Source organism: Phenylobacterium hankyongense (assembly GCF_003254505.1).
Classification (GTDB): Bacteria; Pseudomonadota; Alphaproteobacteria; order Caulobacterales; family Caulobacteraceae; genus Phenylobacterium; species Phenylobacterium hankyongense.
This window is the reverse complement of sequence record NZ_QFYP01000001.1, coordinates 3,576,927-3,592,195: the sequence shown is the minus strand read 5'-3', so window position 1 is coordinate 3,592,195 and position 15,269 is coordinate 3,576,927. Positions and strand designations below refer to the sequence as shown.

Below are 15,269 nucleotides of genomic sequence, written 5' to 3'. Positions count from 1 at the left end.
GGAGCATGAGCCTGTCCGGCATGACCGGCTTCGGCCGCGCCGAGGGCGCCGCCGGCGCCTGGAGCTGGGCCGTGGAGGCGCGCTCGGTGAACGGGCGCAATCTCGAGGTCCGTTTCCGCGGGCCTCCGGGTTTCGAGGGCCTGGAGCGCGTCGCCCGCGAGGGCGCGCAGGCCCGTTTCCAGCGCGGCCAGCTGAACGTCGGCCTGCAGGCCAAGCGCACCGAGGGCGCCGGGTCGGTGCGCATCAACACCGAGCAGCTGGAGCGCTACCTCCAGGCCGGCGCGCCCTATGTGGCCACCGGCATGGCCGCGCCGCCGCGGCTGGACGGGCTGTTGAGCCTGCGTGGCGTCATCGAGGCCGCCGACGGAGTGGACGACCCTGACGCCCTGGCCGCGCTCGAAGCCGCCATGGGCGCCTCGATCGCCGCGGCCCTGGACGCGCTGGCCGCGGCGCGACGCGAGGAGGGCCTGGCGCTGGACGGCGTGCTCGGCGGGCTCGTCGAGCGCATCGCCGAGCTGGTCGGCCAGGCCCAGGGCCATGCCGCCGCCCAGCCGGCCGCCATCAAGGAACGATTCGAGCGGCGCATGGCCGAACTGGCGGGCGAGGCGGTCGACGCCGATCGCGTGCTGCTGGAAGCCGCCGCCCTGGCCACCAAGGCCGACGTGCGCGAGGAGCTGGACCGCCTGACCGGCCATGTGGCCGCCGCCCGCGGGTTGTTCTCCGGCGACGGCGCGGTGGGCCGCCGACTGGACTTCCTGACCCAGGAGTTCATGCGCGAGGCCAACACCTTGTGTTCGAAATCCGCCATCGCCGCCTTGACCACGGTGGGGCTGGACCTCAAAGCGGTGATCGAGCAGTTCCGCGAGCAGGTCCAGAATGTGGAGTAGGCCGGAAGTGTGGAGCTGGTACGCGTGAACGCCCACCTCGAACATCGCAGACGCCGCGGCCTGCTGCTGCTGGTCTCCAGTCCCTCCGGCGCGGGCAAGACCTCGCTGTCGCGACGGCTGGTGGCCGACCACGCCGACCTGACCCTGTCGATCTCGGCGACCACCCGGCCCCCGCGGCCCGGCGAGGAGCACGCCCGGGAGTACTACTTCGTCTCTGACGCCGAGTTCGACGACATGGTGGAGCGGGGCGAGCTGCTGGAGTGGGCGCATGTCCACGACCACCGCTACGGCACCCCGCGCACGCCGGTGATGGCGGCGCTGGAGGCCGGCAAGGACGTGCTGTTCGACATCGACTGGCAGGGCGCCAAGTCGATCGCCGAGAACGCCCCGGAAGACAGCGTGCGGGTGTTCATCCTGCCGCCGTCCATGCACGAGCTGTCGCGCCGGCTCTATGCGCGGGCCCAGGACAGCGTGCCGGTGATCGAGGGCCGGCTGCGCCGCGCCTATGACGAGATCGCCCAGTGGCGGGTCTACGACTATGCGATCGTCAACGTGGACTACGACCAGGCCTATGCCGACCTGGCGCACATCTACCACGCCGAGCGTCTGAAGCGGGACCGTCAGGGCTGGCTCAGCCCCTTCGTCGAGGGCTTGCTGGGCGAAAAGCTGGGCTAGGGCAGGCGGATTTCCGGCCGCCGGAACCAAAGTATCTTCAAAGAGTTAAGGTCACATGCCTCGCATCATGACGACCTGCTCCCAGACCGGTGGTTCGGTTCCCACCGGCCACCGCAGCAACGATCCGCTCCTGGGCGCCTTCACAGGCGGCCACGCCTTCCGTTGCCCGGTCTGTCACCAGGTGCACGCCTGGACGCGCGACGAGGCCAAGCTTGAGACGACGGTCTCCATGGCCGAGTTCCGGCTCGGCGCCGCAATCTAGCGAGCGCCCGGACCGAAGCGGCTTTTCCATCGGCTGTCTCTATGCAAATGCCAAATTCAATCGATTGGCTCTGTCTTGGTCGGGGTGAGACAAGGCGCGCTCTCACGAGCAGGGAGCGCCTATGCGCCAGACCACTTTCGACACCTCAAGCCATCGGGCAGCAGCCGTAGTGGACAATTCCGGAGCCGGGGGCCCGCATCCCATCGACGTCCACGTCGGCGTGCAGATTCGAATGCGCCGTAAGGAGCTGAGGATCACCCAGGAGCAATTGGCCGAACGGCTCGGCCTCACCTTCCAGCAGATCCAGAAGTACGAGCGCGCCTCCAACCGCGTGAGCGCCTCGAAGCTCTGGGCCATCGCCTCGGCCCTGACGGTGCCGATCGGCTATTTCTATCAAGGCGCGGAGGATCCGGACTCCAACGGCCTGCCGGCGGCCGCCGATTTCATGCTGATGCCCGAAGGACTGGAACTCGCCGCCACCTTCCCGAAGATCAAGGCTCGGAAAATCCGCCGGCAGATCCTGGAGCTTGTGGGCGTGCTGGGGGACGAAGCCCGGGCCGCTGGCTAGCGCAGGCTCCGGACGGCGATCGGCTTGCCCATGCGGATCAACGGCACCGCGGCCCCGCCGCGGGAGTCCTCGATGGCCTCCAGGGCCACGAACCCGTGGCGGGCGTAGAGTTCGCGGCCGGCGAGGGTGGCCATCAGCTCCAGGCGGGTGAAGCCCTCGGCTGCGGCCGCGGTCTCGCACAGCTGCAGGATCAGGCGCCCGACCCCACGCCGGGCGAATTCCGGATGGGTGTACATGGCCCGCACCCGCGCAGCCTCGGTCGCCGGGTCGAGCAGGGCGGCGTCGCGCCCGGGCGTGTGGTCGCCGCCATAGAGGGTGGCGCGCCGGCTCCAGCCGCCGCAGCCGGCGATCCGCTCCTCGGCGTCGACCACGAAATAGGTCCCGTCGGCGATCAGCTGGCGGTCGAGGCCCATGATCGTGCGGCTGGCCTCGATCTGCGCCGGGCTGAGGAAGCCGCGCTGCAGCTCGGAGATGGACGCCGCCATCAGCGGTTCCAGCGCCGGGACGTCCTCCAGGCGAGCCAGCCGGTGCGACAGGCCGCTCACGGCTACTCGGCGGCCTTGGGCAGCTCGGGATAGGCCGGCTCAGGCTGCGGTTGCGGCCGACCGGCCAGCGTCCGCTGGCTCCCGCCCCACATGCGGCCGAAGCGGACGGAGACCACCTTCGGGGCGGCGAGCAGGACCGGCGTCAGCACCAGGGTCAGAAGGGTCGCGAACGACAGGCCCCAGACCACCGCGCCGGAGAGCTGCACCCACCACTCCGAGCCCGGCGCCTTGTACTCCAGCTGGCCGACGTGGAAGTTCGGGTGGATCTGGAACATCAGCGGCAGCAGGCCCACCACGGTCACTACCGTGGTCAGCATCACCGGGCGGAACCGCTGGGCTGCGGCGCGGACCGAGGCGTCGTCGGCTTCGAAGCCCTGCCGCCGCAGCTGGTAGAAGGTGTCCACCAGCACGATGTTGTGGCCCACGACCACGCCGGCCAGCGCCACCACGCCGGTACCCAGCATGATCACCGACACGTAGTCGAAGGTGTGGGCGATGTTCAGCTGGATGCCCAGCAGCACGCCGACGGTGGAGAGGGCGACGGCCGAGAGCGTCACCAGGACGCCGTAGAAGCTGTTGAACTGCCAGAGCAGGATCACGCCCATCATGAACAGCGAGACCGACATGGCGACCATGAAGAAGGTCTGCGCCTTCTTGTTCTCCTCGTCGGCGCCCCGGAATTTCCAGCGCACCGACGGGTCGATGCCGGCCTTCTCCAGCCAGGGCTTGAGCGCGGCGAGCTTCTGGTTGGCGGCGACGCCGGGCAGGGTGTTGGCCTGGACGATCACCACCCGCTGGGAATCCCGGCGCTGGATGGAGGTCACCTGCTGGGCCGGCACGCGGCGGACGAAGTAGCTGGCCGGCACCGGCCCCTGGGCCGTGGAGACCTTCAGGGCGTCGAAGGCGGCGATGTTGCGGGCTTCCGGCGGGAAGCGGACGCGGATGTCTAGCTCGTTGTCGGAATCGTCGGGCCGGAAGCGGCCGGCCAGCACCCCGCCGGTGACGAACTGGATGGCTTGGCCCACCGAGAGCACGTCGACGCCGTAGCGGCCGGCCGCCTCGCGGTCGACGGTCAGGTTCCATTCGATGCCGGGCGAGGTGCGGTTGTCCTCCAGGTCCTTGAGGCCCGGATCGGCGGCCAGCTTGGCCTTCATGATGTCGGCGGCGCGGCCCAGGGCGACCGGGTCGCGGCTGCGGAACTCCACCTGGACGTCCTTGCCGGTCGGCGGCCCGCCCTGCGGCTCGCGGACCTCGATCTGCAGGCCGGGGATATTGGCCACCCGCTGGCGGACCACCTTGGCGATGTCCTCGCCGCGCAGGCCAAGCGCGTGGCGGCCTTCGTAGTTCTCGAACTCCACCTGGATGCGGCCGATGGTGTCGTTGGGCGGGCCGCCCTGGTTGCCGCCGGCGCTCAAGGGACCGGAGCGGACGTAGAGGGACTTCACCCCCTTGATGTCCACCAGCCGCCGCTCCACCGAGGCCACCAGGGCGTCGTCGGCGGTGGGGGACAGGTTGCCCCGCGCCTTGACGTAGACCGCGACGAACTCGGGATCTTCCTTGAGGAAGAACTGGGTCTCGTGGGGCGTCTTGCCGAACCACATGAAGATGCCGACCACGATGGCCAGGGCCGCGGCGATGGTCGCGAACGGGTGCAGGCCGAGCCGGGAGATCAGGCGCGCGTACCAGCCCATGAAGCCGGTCATCTCGCGCGGGTCGCCGTGCTCGGACTTCTCGATCTCGGCCAGGTGCGCGGCGTCGATGGCGGCCTTGCGCCCGAACAGCGACCCCACCGCCGGGGTGAAGATCAGGGCCACGAAGATCGAGGCGCCCAGTACGAAGAACAGGGTCAGCGGCAGGAAGCTCATGAACTTCCCGGCGATCGAGTTCCAGAACATGAACGGCACGAAGGCGCAGAGCGTGGTGAGGGTGCCGTTGACCACCGGCCAGAACATCCGCTTGCCGGCGGCGGCGAAGGCCTCCTCCTTGGGCAGGCCCTCGGCCATCTTCCGGTCGGCGTACTCGACCACCACGATGCCGCCGTCGACCAGGATGCCGACCGCCAGCACCAGGCCGAACATCACCATCTGGTTGAGGGTGACGCCGCGGGCGTTGAGCATCAGGAAGGCCAGCAGGAAGCAGACCGGGATCGCCGCGCCGACCATCAGCCCCTGGCGGATGCCCAGGCTGCCGACCACGATCATCATCACCAGCAGGGTGGCGGTGATCAGGCCGGACTCCAGCACGATCAGCGTGCGGCCGATGAACTCGGAGTTGTCGTAGGTGTAGTCGACGCTGATCGTCTTGGGCCAATGCGCGCTCTCGGCGGCGACCATGGCGCGCACCTGGGCGGTGGTGGCGAGCACGTTGGCCCCGCTGCGCTTCTGCACCTCCAGGGTGAAGGCCTGCTCGCCGTTGTAGCGGGTGATCGAGGCCGGCTCCTTGAAGGTCCGCCGGACGTCGCCGATGTCGCCGATGGTGACCAGCTTGTCGCCGGCCTTCTTGATCGGCAGCGACAGGATGTCGGCGGGGTTGGCCACCACGCCCGGCACCTTGACGGCGAACTTGCCGGCGCCCGACTGCAGGTCGCCGGCCGGCACCAGCTGGTTGTTGCGGCCGATGACGCCCGCCAGGTCGTTGACCGTGACGTTGTAGGCCTCCATCCGCAGGGGATCGACGGTGACCTCCAGCATCTCGTCGCGGGCGCCGTTGACGATGGCGTCCAGCACGCCGGGGATGGTCAGCAGCCGGTCGCGCAGGTCGCGGGTCACCTGGAACAGCTCACGCTCCGGCGCCACGCCGTGCAGCGCGATGCCGATCACCGGGTTCTCGGAGGTGTTGGCCTCTTCGATGATCGGCTGCTCGGCGTCGGGCGGAAAGCGGGCGCGGGCCAGGTCGACCTTGGCGCGGACGTCGGCCAGCACCTTGTCCTTCTTGAAGTTCGGCTCGAACTCCAGCTGGACGATGGCCACGTTCTCGCGCGCCACCGCGTTCATCTCCTTCAGCCCTTCCAGGGTCTGGAGTTGCAGTTCCAGCGGCTTGATCAGCAGGCGCTCGGCGTCCTCGGGGCTGACGCCCGGGAACGGCACCACCACGGCCACGAACGGGAAGGGGATGTCGGGGTCGGCTTCCCGCGGCATGCTCAGGTAGGCGAACAGGCCGAACAGCGCCGCGATGATGGTGACGCCAAGGACGACCTTGCGCCGTTTGATGGCTCCGTCGATCAGGGCGCCGATCATGATCCGTCTCCAGGGTCGGCGGGCCTCAGGCCGCGCCGACGCGAACCTTCTGACCCTCGGCCACATAGGACTGGCCGACGGTGATGATGCGCAGGGCGCCGCGCAGGCCGGTCACCCAGGCGCCTTGCGGCGTCTCCTCCATGACCGCGACGGGCGCGAAGGCCACGCGGTCGTCGGCCTGCACGTAGCGCACGCCCTGGCGGCCGGCGGCGTCCAGCACCAGGGCGGACACCGGCACCAGGTGCGCGGGCCCCGCGCCGGCCACCACGCGCACGTCGGCGGAGAGGCCCGAGCGGACGTCCATGCGCGGGTTCGCGGCGGTGATCTCCAGGTGATAGGTGCGGGTCTGCGGGTCGGCGTCCCGAGCGACGTAGCGGATGCGGCCGTTGATCGTCTGGCCGGACACCAGCCGGGCCGTGGCCGGCGCGCCGACGTGCAGCCGCGCGGCCTCGGTCTCGGGCACGTCGCCGACCACCAGCAGGGGATTGAGCTCGATCATCGTCCCGCAGGGCTGGCCGGGCGACAGGTAGGTCCCGATCTCGGCGTCGCGGCGGTCGAAGACGCCGGTGAACGGCGCGCGGATGTTCATCTGGTTGAGGGCGATCTCGGACTGGCGCACCGCGGCCTGGGCGACATCGAGGCTGGCTTGGCCCTCCAGCAGCTGGGTCTGGGAGCGGAAGCCCTTGCGGGCGAGTTCGGCCATGGCCTGCTGCTGCAGCTGGCGCGAGCGCAAGGTGGCCTTGGCCTGGTCGAGGGTGGCCTGGCGCGCGTCGACGGCCAGCCGGCACAGCACCGCGCCCTTGGCCACGGCCGTGCCCTGCAGCACCGGGGCCGCGGCGACCACGCCGGCGGTCTCGGACCGCACCACGACGGTGCGAGTCGACTGGGTGCGGCCGCGCAGCACCACCTCGTACTCGCGGACGGTCTCGGGGGTGAGCTGGACCTGGACGCTGGGCGGGCCGGAGGGGGCGATGGGCTTGGCGTTGGCGTCCGAATGGCCGCCGCCGAACAGGCCGCGCACGATGAAGTAGAGCGCCACGACGCCGGCGATGCCTATGACGAAAAGATACTGTGATTTGATCCGCATAGCCGCTCCCCCGAGCACTCCCAGCCCGTGCGATCAGCCTCCCCCGCCGTCGCGCGACCCACCTGAGGCGCCTACGCGGCTTCTGATGCCACCGTTATGTCAGCGCAAATGAATTCGCGGACATGATGATGGCGGTGGGGCGGATTTTCTGCGCGCACCTATCTGCTATTGCAGCGCGGCCTCGTGCGCCGCGCCGCGTGGCGTCATGTCGCGCAACTTACATCGTAAGGGAAAATACCGCCAGTGAGATACCTTCACACCATGGTCCGGGTGGCGGACCTCGACGCCGCGCTCGACTTCTACTGCGCCAAGCTCGGCCTGACGGAGGTCTCGCGCGTCGAGAACTCCGGCGGCCGGTTCACCCTGGTGTTCCTCTGCGCGCCCGGCGACGAGGCGCAGGCCAAGGCCGACAAGGCCCCCATGGTCGAGCTGACCTACAACTGGGATCCGGAAGCCTACGAAGGCGGTCGCAACTTCGGCCACCTGGCCTATGCGGTGGACGACATCTACGCCGTCTGCCAGCGGCTGAAGGACGCCGGCGTGACCATCAACCGCCCGCCGCGGGACGGTCACATGGCCTTCGTCCGCTCGCCCGACAACATCTCCATCGAGCTCCTGCAGGCCGGCGAGCGCCTGCCGCCCGCCGAGCCGTGGGCCTCGATGCCCAACGTCGGGGTCTGGTAGAGCCGCGCCGCCGAACCCATCTGGGGCGGGGCGCCACTGCCCCGTTTCCCTGGAGCTTCGACCATGTCTGTCCAGACCCTCTCCGCCGCGCCGGCCATCCCTCTGAACGACGGCCGGACCATGCCGCAGGTGGGGTTGGGGGTCTGGCAGGCGCCGGCCGAGGTCACCGCCGAGGTGGTGCGCGCCGCGCTCACGGTCGGCTACCGCTCCGTCGATACCGCGGCCGCCTACCGCAACGAGCGGGGGGTGGGCGAGGGGGTGCGAAGCTCCGGCGTCGACCGCGAGAAGGTGTTCGTCACCACCAAGCTGTGGAACGACGACCACGGCTATGACGCGACGCTCCGGGCCTTCGAGGCCAGCCTGGCGCGGCTGGGGCTGGAGGAGGTCGACCTCTACCTGATCCACTGGCCGGCGCCGACGCAGGACCGCTACCTCGACAGCTGGCGGGCGCTGGTGCGGCTGCGGGAGGAAGGGCGCGCGCGCTCGATCGGGGTCTCCAACTTCATGATCGAGCACCTGCGCCGGATCATTGGCGAGACCGGCGTGGCCCCGGCCGTGAACCAGATCGAGCTGCATCCGAAGTTCCAGCAGACGGATCTGCGCGCCTTTCATGCGGGCCAGGGGATCGTCACCGAGTCCTGGAGCCCGCTCGGGCGCGGCCGGCTGCTGGCCGATCCGGTGGTGGCCAAGGTGGCGGCCAAGCACGCCACCACCCCGGCCCAGGTGATCATCCGCTGGCACATCGACCTCGGCCTGATCGTCATCCCGAAGTCGGTGAACCCCGACCGCATCGCCGAGAACTTCGACGTCTTCGACTTCCGGCTCGACGACGAGGACATGGCCGCGTTCGCCCGGCTGGACGATCCCGCCGGCCGGATCGGCCCCGATCCGCTGGCCTTCGGCTAGCGGGCGGCGGCGGTCAGAGCGGTCGGCCGGCCAACCAGCGCGCGACGTTCTGGAAGTAGCCGACCGTCTCGGCCATGGCCGCCTCGTCGCGCAGCACGGCGTCCCCCGGCGGCTCGGTGACGAAGCTGGGCGAGCCCAGCCGCGGATCCAGGTTGTAATCCGCGAAATGGTGGAAGGTGCTCTGGGCGATGGCCGGCCCGCCCGCCTCGCTGGGCTCGAAGGCCACGGCGATGTTGAACGGCCGGCCGGTCGCCTGGCTGAGGCCGGTGGCGATCACCCGCGCGGAGGGATCGCCGGGCGGCGCGGCGACCGCGCCCTCGTGCGGGTGCGCGGGCAGGTGGCTGATGAGGCCGCCGTCGGGCTTGCGGAACACCGGGTGCGGCTCGCCCTGCAGGCTGATGGTCTGGAAGTCGCCGTTGGCGCCGGAGTGGTAGTTCGGCCAGTCGATGTTGGTCGTGTAGGGGTCGTCGCGGGTTCGACGGCTCTCGTCGGGGTCGAGGTTGCGGCTGTGGAAGTAGTGGGCCTCGCCGACGCCGCCGAGGGTGCAGACGGAGCTGCCGAGGTCCATGTGGTCGCGGGTGACCATCAGCCCGCCGCCCTGCTTGCGGAAGCGGCTGATCGCGCCGCACTCGTCCGTGTTCAGCCCGTCGCCGGTGTCGACCGCGAACAGCCAGAGCTCGTCGAAGTCCGAGGTGTCGAGGCCGCCCAGCACCGGATCGGTGTCCCCGGACCGGGCTTCGCGGTCGCGCGCGGTGACCTCCACGCCCGCCATGGACTCGAGATGGTGACGCAGTCGCGAGAAGCGGCCGATGTGCCAGTCATCGGTGGTCGGCTCGATGGTGGTCTGCAGAAGGATGCGGATAGGGCCGGCCATGTGCTCGCTCCCGAACTCCCAAAGACCCTAACATAGGTCCCGAGGCGCCGGCATGAGAGCGAGCGGGGGCGAAGTCGGAAGGCGCCAAGCCGCGGAGGCGACGGCTCAGCTGAACCAGGCCGCCAGGGCCGGGAGGAGCGCGCCGGCGGCCAGGACCAGAAGGGCCCGCCGCCGAGATCGCGGGAGCTTGACGGCCATCCACACGCCCAGCGCCGTCGTACAGCTCAGCGCGACCGACATGCAGAGGACGAACGCCTTCAGCACCGTCACGATGATGGAGGCCGCGCCGCCCGGCTCCCGCCGCCCGGCCGCCCGCGCGGGGGCGGTCGCTGGACGCGGCGCTACGGTCGCCGTCTGGTTCTTGTGCAGCGACGCCAGGCGCCGAACGACCTCCGGCGGCGACGCCTGGTTCGGCCACGCCTTGTGCAGGTCCAGGGTCTGCACCGCTCCGGTCAGGCTGAAGAACAGGATCGCCGGCGCGAAGAACAGCCCGGACCACTTGTGGATGGCGCGCAGCCCAATGGGCCGCGCGCGCTGATTTCCCGCCATCCGGGCCTCAGAACTTGGCCTTGAGGGTGAGCTGGTAGTTCCGCGGCGGAAGCCTCTGGAAGGCGTTCTGCGCGCCGCCATCGGCCGAGGTCGTTGCGAACCGATCGGTCCCGGGGATCAGGGCTGTGCCCTTCACCGCGGTGATGTCGTTGCGGTCGGTGAGGTTGATGACCTGGGCCTCCAGGCTGTAGCGGCCGACGCGGTAGGTCACCGAGAGATCCACCGTGTTGATGGTCGGAAGCCGGCCGGTCACCGGCGACAGCACCGCGTTCGCCGCGCAGACGCCGTTCGGCGCCGACGAGCACTTCGCCGCGGTCGCCCACTGCGGGCCAATCCACTTGCTGTTCAGCGCGACGATCAGGTTGTCGTCGTCGGTCAGGAGGTGGTCGTGCTCGTAGCGGACGCCGGCCGCGGCGGTCCAGTCGGCGACGCCGGTCAGCTGATGTCCGTTCGACAGCGGATTGCTGGGGTCGTCCTTGCCGATCGCCCGCGCCTTCGACCAGTTGCCGAACAGGCTGAGGTTGTCGGTGAGCAGGTAGCTGCCCTGCACCTCGAGGCCCCGATAGATCGCCCCGCCGCTGTTGGTGTCGTAGGGCTGGCCGGTGACCGCGTCGGTGAACGACTGGATCTTGTGTTTGAATTCAATGTAGTAGATGTCGCCGTCGAACGAGAACCGCCCGGCCTGGAAGACGCTGCCCAGCTGGTAGTTGGTCGATTCCTGCGGGACGATCTTGGTCTGCTCGGCGCTGCCGACGTAGAGGTTGCCGATCTTCGGCACCAGGAAGCCCTGGGCGTACTGCGCATAGGCCGACCAATTGGACCGCAGCCGGTAGTTGGCCGTCAGGAACGGCAGGGTCTTGGTGTAGGTCTGGTCGATGTACAGCGGCTGGCTGGTGCTGCCGATCAGCTCGGCCGGGGCGTGCACGTAGAGGTCGAAGTTCACGTACTTGACGCCGGGGGTGACGGTCAGCTTGTCGCTCGGCCGCCACTCGAACTGGGCGAAGGTCTGGTACTGATGCCAGCCCGAGTACTCGTCGTACTGGACGTTGAGCGGGACCTGCACGTAGACGCCGGACGGGCCCGGGAGCTTGGCCGCCTTCTGGCGGTAGTCCGGCTGGCCGGTGAGCATGTCGAGGTCGTGGATGAAGCGCTGGGTGCGCGCCACCTCGTACATGCCGCCGACGGTCAGGGTCCCGACGTCGAAGGCCTTGGTGAACTTCAGGATGTCGCCGGTGACGCGGTAGAGGTTGAGCTTCTCGTAGCCGGGGACGCCGTTCACCTGCAGGGCGGTGCTGTAGCCGCCTCCGGGCGCCGGATAGGTCGCGCCCGGCGTGAGCGTGACCTTGTTGGCCGAGGCGGTCGCCAGGTTGTTGGCGCCGGACATCGTCGCGTTGTCGTAGCCGTAGCTGTAGACGGTCTGATCGACGCCGAAGCCGCCGCCCAGGTCGCCGGCCAGCTTGACGTATTCGAAGTCGGTCTTCTTGCTCGCCCAGTTGTAGCCGTAGAAGTTCTGCATGGACGGGTCGTTCGAGAGCGAGAACGACGGGCCGTAGAGTTCCTGCTGGGCGACGCTGGCGTCGCCGATGTCGGACTTGTTGTAGAAGTTGTCGGTGCGGGTGAAGAGGCCGGTCACCGTCAGGCGGTCGGTGATCGGCACGGCCCCTTTCAGCATCAGGGTAGAGCCGTGGCTGCGGTTGTAGGACAGGTAGCCGTCCGAGCCGTACTGCTGGTAGGTGGCGAGGAACTGGCCGTCCGCCAGTTGCGGGACCACGCCGCTTTGCAGGTTGGTGACGGACTGCCAGGTGTTCCACGAGCCCGCCGTCGCGACCTCGCTGACGCTGCGCTCCTGGTCCAGCGCCGGTGAGAGCAGGTTGATCGAGCCGCCGAAGTTGGCCTGGCCGAGGTCGGTGGCCGCGCCCGGGCCCCGGTCGATGATCACGCCGCCGATGGTGGAGGCCGGGAAGAAGGCGGTGCCGTGGTGCGAGGGGCCGTTGGTGTCGCCCCAGGCGATGCCGTCGTAGGTGACATTGTACTGGCCGTCGCTGAACCCCCGCAGGGTGATCTTGCCGCCGTCGGAGAGGCCCGCGCCGTTGCTCGACGGGACGCCCGAAACGCCGGGGGCCAGGAGCACCGTGCTGCTGAAGTCGCCGACGCGCGGCGCCGCCTCCTCGATGAACTTGCGGGTGATGATCGCCTGCGGCTCGGTCGCGGTGAGCGAGCTGCGCACCGGCGCGACGGCCGCGGCGCGGCTGCCCTGGTTGGTGACGACGACCTCCGAGACCTCGGTCTCGTCCTTCGGCGCCTCCGCGGCGTCAGCCGCCCGGGCATGGCTTGTGGTCGCCGACAGGCCCGCCGCAACGATCAGAGCCCAAGCCGAGCAGCCAATGCGGCGCCTGCCGCTGTTCGAAAGTCGCATGTCTGTCCCCAGGTTTCGACGCCATCGCCTCCGGAGGTCTCGCTCCGGAACGGCTCCACGCGGGGCCCTTCCATCAGTCGTGCGGGGACGGCTCAAATGAAGAGAATGCGACAGGTCTGGGGATCGGCGTCAGTAGTTTTGAAATCGCCAGTAAAATCAGGGGTGTGCGCCCAAAGTCCGGGCTCTGCGAGAACTATTGAGTTTTCTTTATGTTTATGGCGCGCCGAGATCATCCAGGGTGCGCCACGGGTACGCCGTGCGATTACAATATCGTCACGCGCGCATGAGACATTGGGGTCGGCTGATCTCAAGCCGCCCGGGGATAGGCGCTTGCCGCCGGCGTCTGGCCGGCGGCCACGCGATCGCCGGAAGCGGGGAACGCGACCGTGACCGCAAGGCCCGGCCGATTGTCATCCAGCTCCAGCCGCGCCCGGTGACGGGCCGCGACCGCGGCCACCAGCGAAAGCCCGAGGCCGGCGCCCGCCGTGCCGCGGCTCGCATCCAGCCGGAAGTAGGGCGCCAACACGGCCTGGCGCATGTGCGCCGCAATTCCAGGGCCGTCATCGGCCACCGTCAGGCGCGGCCCTTCGGGCGCGGGGGCGACCGTGACCCTGATGGTCGACCCGACAGGCGTGTGACGAAGCCCGTTCTCGATCAGGTTGGCCAGCATCTGGGCGATGAGCGCGGGGTCGCCGGCGAGCGCGACGGGGCTGGCGTCGAGCTCCAGCCGGCGGCCGCTTTCCTCCAGGTCCGGCCGGAAGGCGTCGCAGACCCGGCGCGCCACGTCGGCAAGGTCGAAGGCCACCCCTTCGTCGGCCAGGCTGCGCCCCTCGATCTCGGCGAGCTGCAGCAGCGCGTCGAAGGTCCTGAGAAGCTCCAGGAGGTCGCCATGCACGGCGCCGATGGAGGCGCGGTGGTGGGCTCCGAGGTCGCGCGCCCGCTCCAGGCGTTCGAGCTTCTGGCGCATGCGGGTGAGGGGCGTGCGCAGGTCGTGCGCCACGTCGGTGGTCACCCGCCTCAGTTGGCTCACCAGGCCGCCGATCCGGTCCAGCATGACGTTCAATGCGCCGCCGAGCTCGTCGAGGTCGTCGGGCGTTCCGGCCCCCGCAGCAGGCACCCGGACGTTCAGGCGGCCTTCCGCCACCAGGTGGGCCGTGTCCGACATCGCGGCGAGGCGCCGCCACGTGTGCCGGCCGAAGTAGATGCCGGCCGCCACGCACACGAGCGCCCCGCAGGCGGACGCCATGACCAGCCGCCAGGTCACCAGCAGCATCTCGTGCTCGACGTCGGCGAGGTTCTTGCCGACCGAGAGCCAGGCCCCGCTGGGCGTGCGCGCCGTGAAGGCCAGGAAGGTGCGGCTTGCGCCCCAGGCGCCGCGGCCGTGGATCCGCGACCAGCCCGGCTCACCGCGCGGGCCCCCGAGGCGCCCGCCGAGAAGCTGGCCTCTCTGCGTCACCAGGCCATATTCGAAGCCCCGCCAGAGTCGCGTCCGCCGCTCCACCGTGGCTGGCAGCCGCGCCTCGCCCTGGCGCACGATCTCGTCCTGCAGCGAGGCCATCTCGCCGCGGATTTCGCGCTGAAGGGTGCGCTGGTTGGACTGGTGGATGTCGGCCCGGGTCATGATCCCGGCGACGCCGAACGACAGCAGCACCACGATCACCTGGACCGCGGCCAGGCGCACGCCGGTGCGTCGCCAGAGGCGCCGGCGCAGGGCCTCGGCGCGCCGCAACGTCGGCAGGAGGCCGCTCACCAGGGCTTCGCCGCCGCGGCGCCGATCACATAGCCTGCGCCGCGGACCGTGCGGATCAGCGGCCGCCCGTCGCCGCGTTCAAGCTTCGACCGCATCCGGCTGATGTGGGTCTCGACGATGTTGGTCCGCGGATCGAAGTGAAAGCCCCAGACCTGCTCGAGCAGCATCATGCGGGTGACCGGCTCGCCGGCGTTCAGCAACAGGACCTCCAGCAGGCGGTACTCCAGCGGCAGCAGGTCGATCGGCTCGCCGGCGCGGCGCACCTGGCGGGCGAGGCGATCCATCACCAGGTCCTCGCACTCCAGGCGGGTGGGCTCGCGCCGCTTCTCCGGGCTGCGTCGCGTCAGCGCCTTCACCCGTGCGTGCAGCTCGTCGAAGGCGAACGGCTTGACCAGGTAGTCGTCGCCGCCGCTTTCCAGGCCCGCGACCCGGTCGGCCACCGTACCCAGGGCGGTCAGGAACAGGGCGGGGGTGCCGATCCCGCGGGTGCGCAGCGCGCGGACCAGTGAAAGTCCGTCCAGGCCGGGCAACAGGCGATCGATGATCATGACGTCGAAGGTTTCGCTGGAGCCCGCGCCCAGCGCCTTCAGGCCGTCGCCGACCACCTGGACCTGGTGGCCTTCAGCGGCCAGGCTGTCGGCCATGTCGCGCGCGGCCTCCGGCTCGTCCTCGACGAGGAGGAGCCGGAGGCCAACCGCCTTGAGCGCTGCGGGGGCCGCGTTGGGGATCGTACCCGCGGTCTGCATGCGCCCAAGCTAGGCGGCGCCGGCGACAGCATCGTGACATCGACGCCGGCGCACGCACGACAACATTGAATTTGCTCAATGTTC

The 15,269-nt window shown here is 69.8% G+C and carries 14 protein-coding genes; 6 read left to right on the top strand and 8 right to left on the bottom strand.

The genetic code is table 11. From position 1 onward, the window contains the following. Positions 1-5: 5 nt before the first annotated feature. The 4 genes from DJ021_RS17220 to DJ021_RS17205 all read left to right on the top strand — a co-directional run bounded on the left by DJ021_RS17220 (position 6) and on the right by DJ021_RS17205 (position 2,392). The gene (locus tag DJ021_RS17220; protein ID WP_111458707.1) at positions 6-887 is read left to right on the top strand and encodes a YicC/YloC family endoribonuclease; all 882 of its coding nucleotides are present in this window, start codon (positions 6-8) and stop codon (positions 885-887) included. Between the two features lie 24 nt (positions 888-911). Then, positions 912-1,562, top strand: coding sequence for a guanylate kinase (gmk, locus tag DJ021_RS17215; protein WP_111459159.1), 651 nt, complete (start codon positions 912-914; stop codon positions 1,560-1,562). Positions 1,563-1,617: 55 nt separating this feature from the next. Then, the gene (locus tag DJ021_RS17210) at positions 1,618-1,824 is read left to right on the top strand and encodes a hypothetical protein (RefSeq protein WP_133255053.1); all 207 of its coding nucleotides are present in this window, start codon (positions 1,618-1,620) and stop codon (positions 1,822-1,824) included. 121 nt (positions 1,825-1,945) lie between these two features. Continuing rightward, positions 1,946-2,392: a helix-turn-helix domain-containing protein gene (locus DJ021_RS17205; protein ID WP_111458705.1), complete on the top strand. Its 447-nt coding sequence runs from the start codon at positions 1,946-1,948 to the stop codon at positions 2,390-2,392. Here the strand turns inward: DJ021_RS17205 and DJ021_RS17200 are convergent. Genes DJ021_RS17200 through DJ021_RS17190 form a run of 3 tightly spaced genes read right to left on the bottom strand, consistent with a single transcriptional unit; the run spans position 2,389 to position 7,260 of the window. Next, a complete protein-coding gene (locus DJ021_RS17200; RefSeq protein ID WP_341538143.1) occupies positions 2,389-2,937 on the bottom strand; it encodes a GNAT family N-acetyltransferase in 549 nt (182 codons plus the stop codon). The genes DJ021_RS17205 and DJ021_RS17200 overlap by 4 nt on opposite strands. A gap of 2 nt (positions 2,938-2,939) precedes the next feature. Beyond that, complete coding sequence (locus DJ021_RS17195) at positions 2,940-6,173, bottom strand: efflux RND transporter permease subunit (protein ID WP_165837253.1); 3,234 nt, start codon at positions 6,171-6,173, stop codon at positions 2,940-2,942. 25 nt (positions 6,174-6,198) lie between these two features. Next, on the bottom strand, positions 6,199-7,260 hold the full coding sequence (locus tag DJ021_RS17190; RefSeq protein ID WP_111458703.1) for an efflux RND transporter periplasmic adaptor subunit: 1,062 nt from the start codon (positions 7,258-7,260) through the stop codon (positions 6,199-6,201). Between the two features lie 243 nt (positions 7,261-7,503). Here DJ021_RS17190 and DJ021_RS17185 point away from each other — a divergent pair, with 243 nt between their 5' ends. Both DJ021_RS17185 and DJ021_RS17180 read left to right on the top strand, forming a co-directional pair. Next, the gene (locus DJ021_RS17185) at positions 7,504-7,944 is read left to right on the top strand and encodes a VOC family protein (protein WP_111458702.1); all 441 of its coding nucleotides are present in this window, start codon (positions 7,504-7,506) and stop codon (positions 7,942-7,944) included. 63 nt (positions 7,945-8,007) lie between these two features. Then, the gene (locus DJ021_RS17180) at positions 8,008-8,850 is read left to right on the top strand and encodes an aldo/keto reductase (RefSeq protein ID WP_111458701.1); all 843 of its coding nucleotides are present in this window, start codon (positions 8,008-8,010) and stop codon (positions 8,848-8,850) included. Positions 8,851-8,863: 13 nt separating this feature from the next. Here the strand turns inward: DJ021_RS17180 and DJ021_RS17175 are convergent, their stop codons facing one another. The 5 genes from DJ021_RS17175 to DJ021_RS17155 form a co-directional block, all read right to left on the bottom strand. Continuing rightward, positions 8,864-9,724 carry a hypothetical protein gene (locus DJ021_RS17175; protein WP_111458700.1) on the bottom strand — a complete coding sequence of 287 codons (861 nt, stop codon included), beginning with the start codon at positions 9,722-9,724 and terminating at the stop codon, positions 8,864-8,866. Positions 9,725-9,829: 105 nt separating this feature from the next. Beyond that, positions 9,830-10,273, bottom strand: a complete 444-nt coding sequence (locus tag DJ021_RS17170) for a hypothetical protein (RefSeq protein WP_111458699.1) — start codon at positions 10,271-10,273, stop codon at positions 9,830-9,832. Positions 10,274-10,280: 7 nt separating this feature from the next. Beyond that, on the bottom strand, positions 10,281-12,689 hold the full coding sequence (locus tag DJ021_RS17165) for a TonB-dependent receptor domain-containing protein (RefSeq protein WP_111458698.1): 2,409 nt from the start codon (positions 12,687-12,689) through the stop codon (positions 10,281-10,283). A 307-nt stretch (positions 12,690-12,996) separates the two neighbouring features. Beyond that, on the bottom strand, positions 12,997-14,439 hold the full coding sequence (locus DJ021_RS17160) for a sensor histidine kinase (RefSeq protein ID WP_111458697.1): 1,443 nt from the start codon (positions 14,437-14,439) through the stop codon (positions 12,997-12,999). Then, positions 14,436-15,185, bottom strand: a complete 750-nt coding sequence (locus DJ021_RS17155; protein WP_111458696.1) for a response regulator transcription factor — start codon at positions 15,183-15,185, stop codon at positions 14,436-14,438. Before DJ021_RS17155 ends, DJ021_RS17160 begins: the two co-directional genes overlap by 4 nt. Positions 15,186-15,269: the final 84 nt, after the last annotated feature.

Bases quoted from the DNA above. Each gene is read 5' to 3' on its own strand.
- DJ021_RS17220 (WP_111458707.1), top strand. From the start codon at position 6: ATGAGCCTGTCCGGCATGACCGGCTTCGGCCGCGCCGAGGGCGCCGCC.
- DJ021_RS17210 (WP_133255053.1), top strand. From the start codon at position 1,618: ATGCCTCGCATCATGACGACCTGCTCCCAGACCGGTGGTTCGGTTCCC.
- DJ021_RS17205 (WP_111458705.1), top strand. From the start codon at position 1,946: ATGCGCCAGACCACTTTCGACACCTCAAGCCATCGGGCAGCAGCCGTA.
- DJ021_RS17195 (WP_165837253.1), bottom strand. From the start codon at position 6,173: ATGATCGGCGCCCTGATCGACGGAGCCATCAAACGGCGCAAGGTCGTC.
- DJ021_RS17190 (WP_111458703.1), bottom strand. From the start codon at position 7,260: ATGCGGATCAAATCACAGTATCTTTTCGTCATAGGCATCGCCGGCGTC.
- DJ021_RS17180 (WP_111458701.1), top strand. From the start codon at position 8,008: ATGTCTGTCCAGACCCTCTCCGCCGCGCCGGCCATCCCTCTGAACGAC.
- DJ021_RS17175 (WP_111458700.1), bottom strand. From the start codon at position 9,724: ATGGCCGGCCCTATCCGCATCCTTCTGCAGACCACCATCGAGCCGACC.
- DJ021_RS17170 (WP_111458699.1), bottom strand. From the start codon at position 10,273: ATGGCGGGAAATCAGCGCGCGCGGCCCATTGGGCTGCGCGCCATCCAC.
- DJ021_RS17165 (WP_111458698.1), bottom strand. From the start codon at position 12,689: ATGCGACTTTCGAACAGCGGCAGGCGCCGCATTGGCTGCTCGGCTTGG.
- DJ021_RS17155 (WP_111458696.1), bottom strand. From the start codon at position 15,185: ATGCAGACCGCGGGTACGATCCCCAACGCGGCCCCCGCAGCGCTCAAG.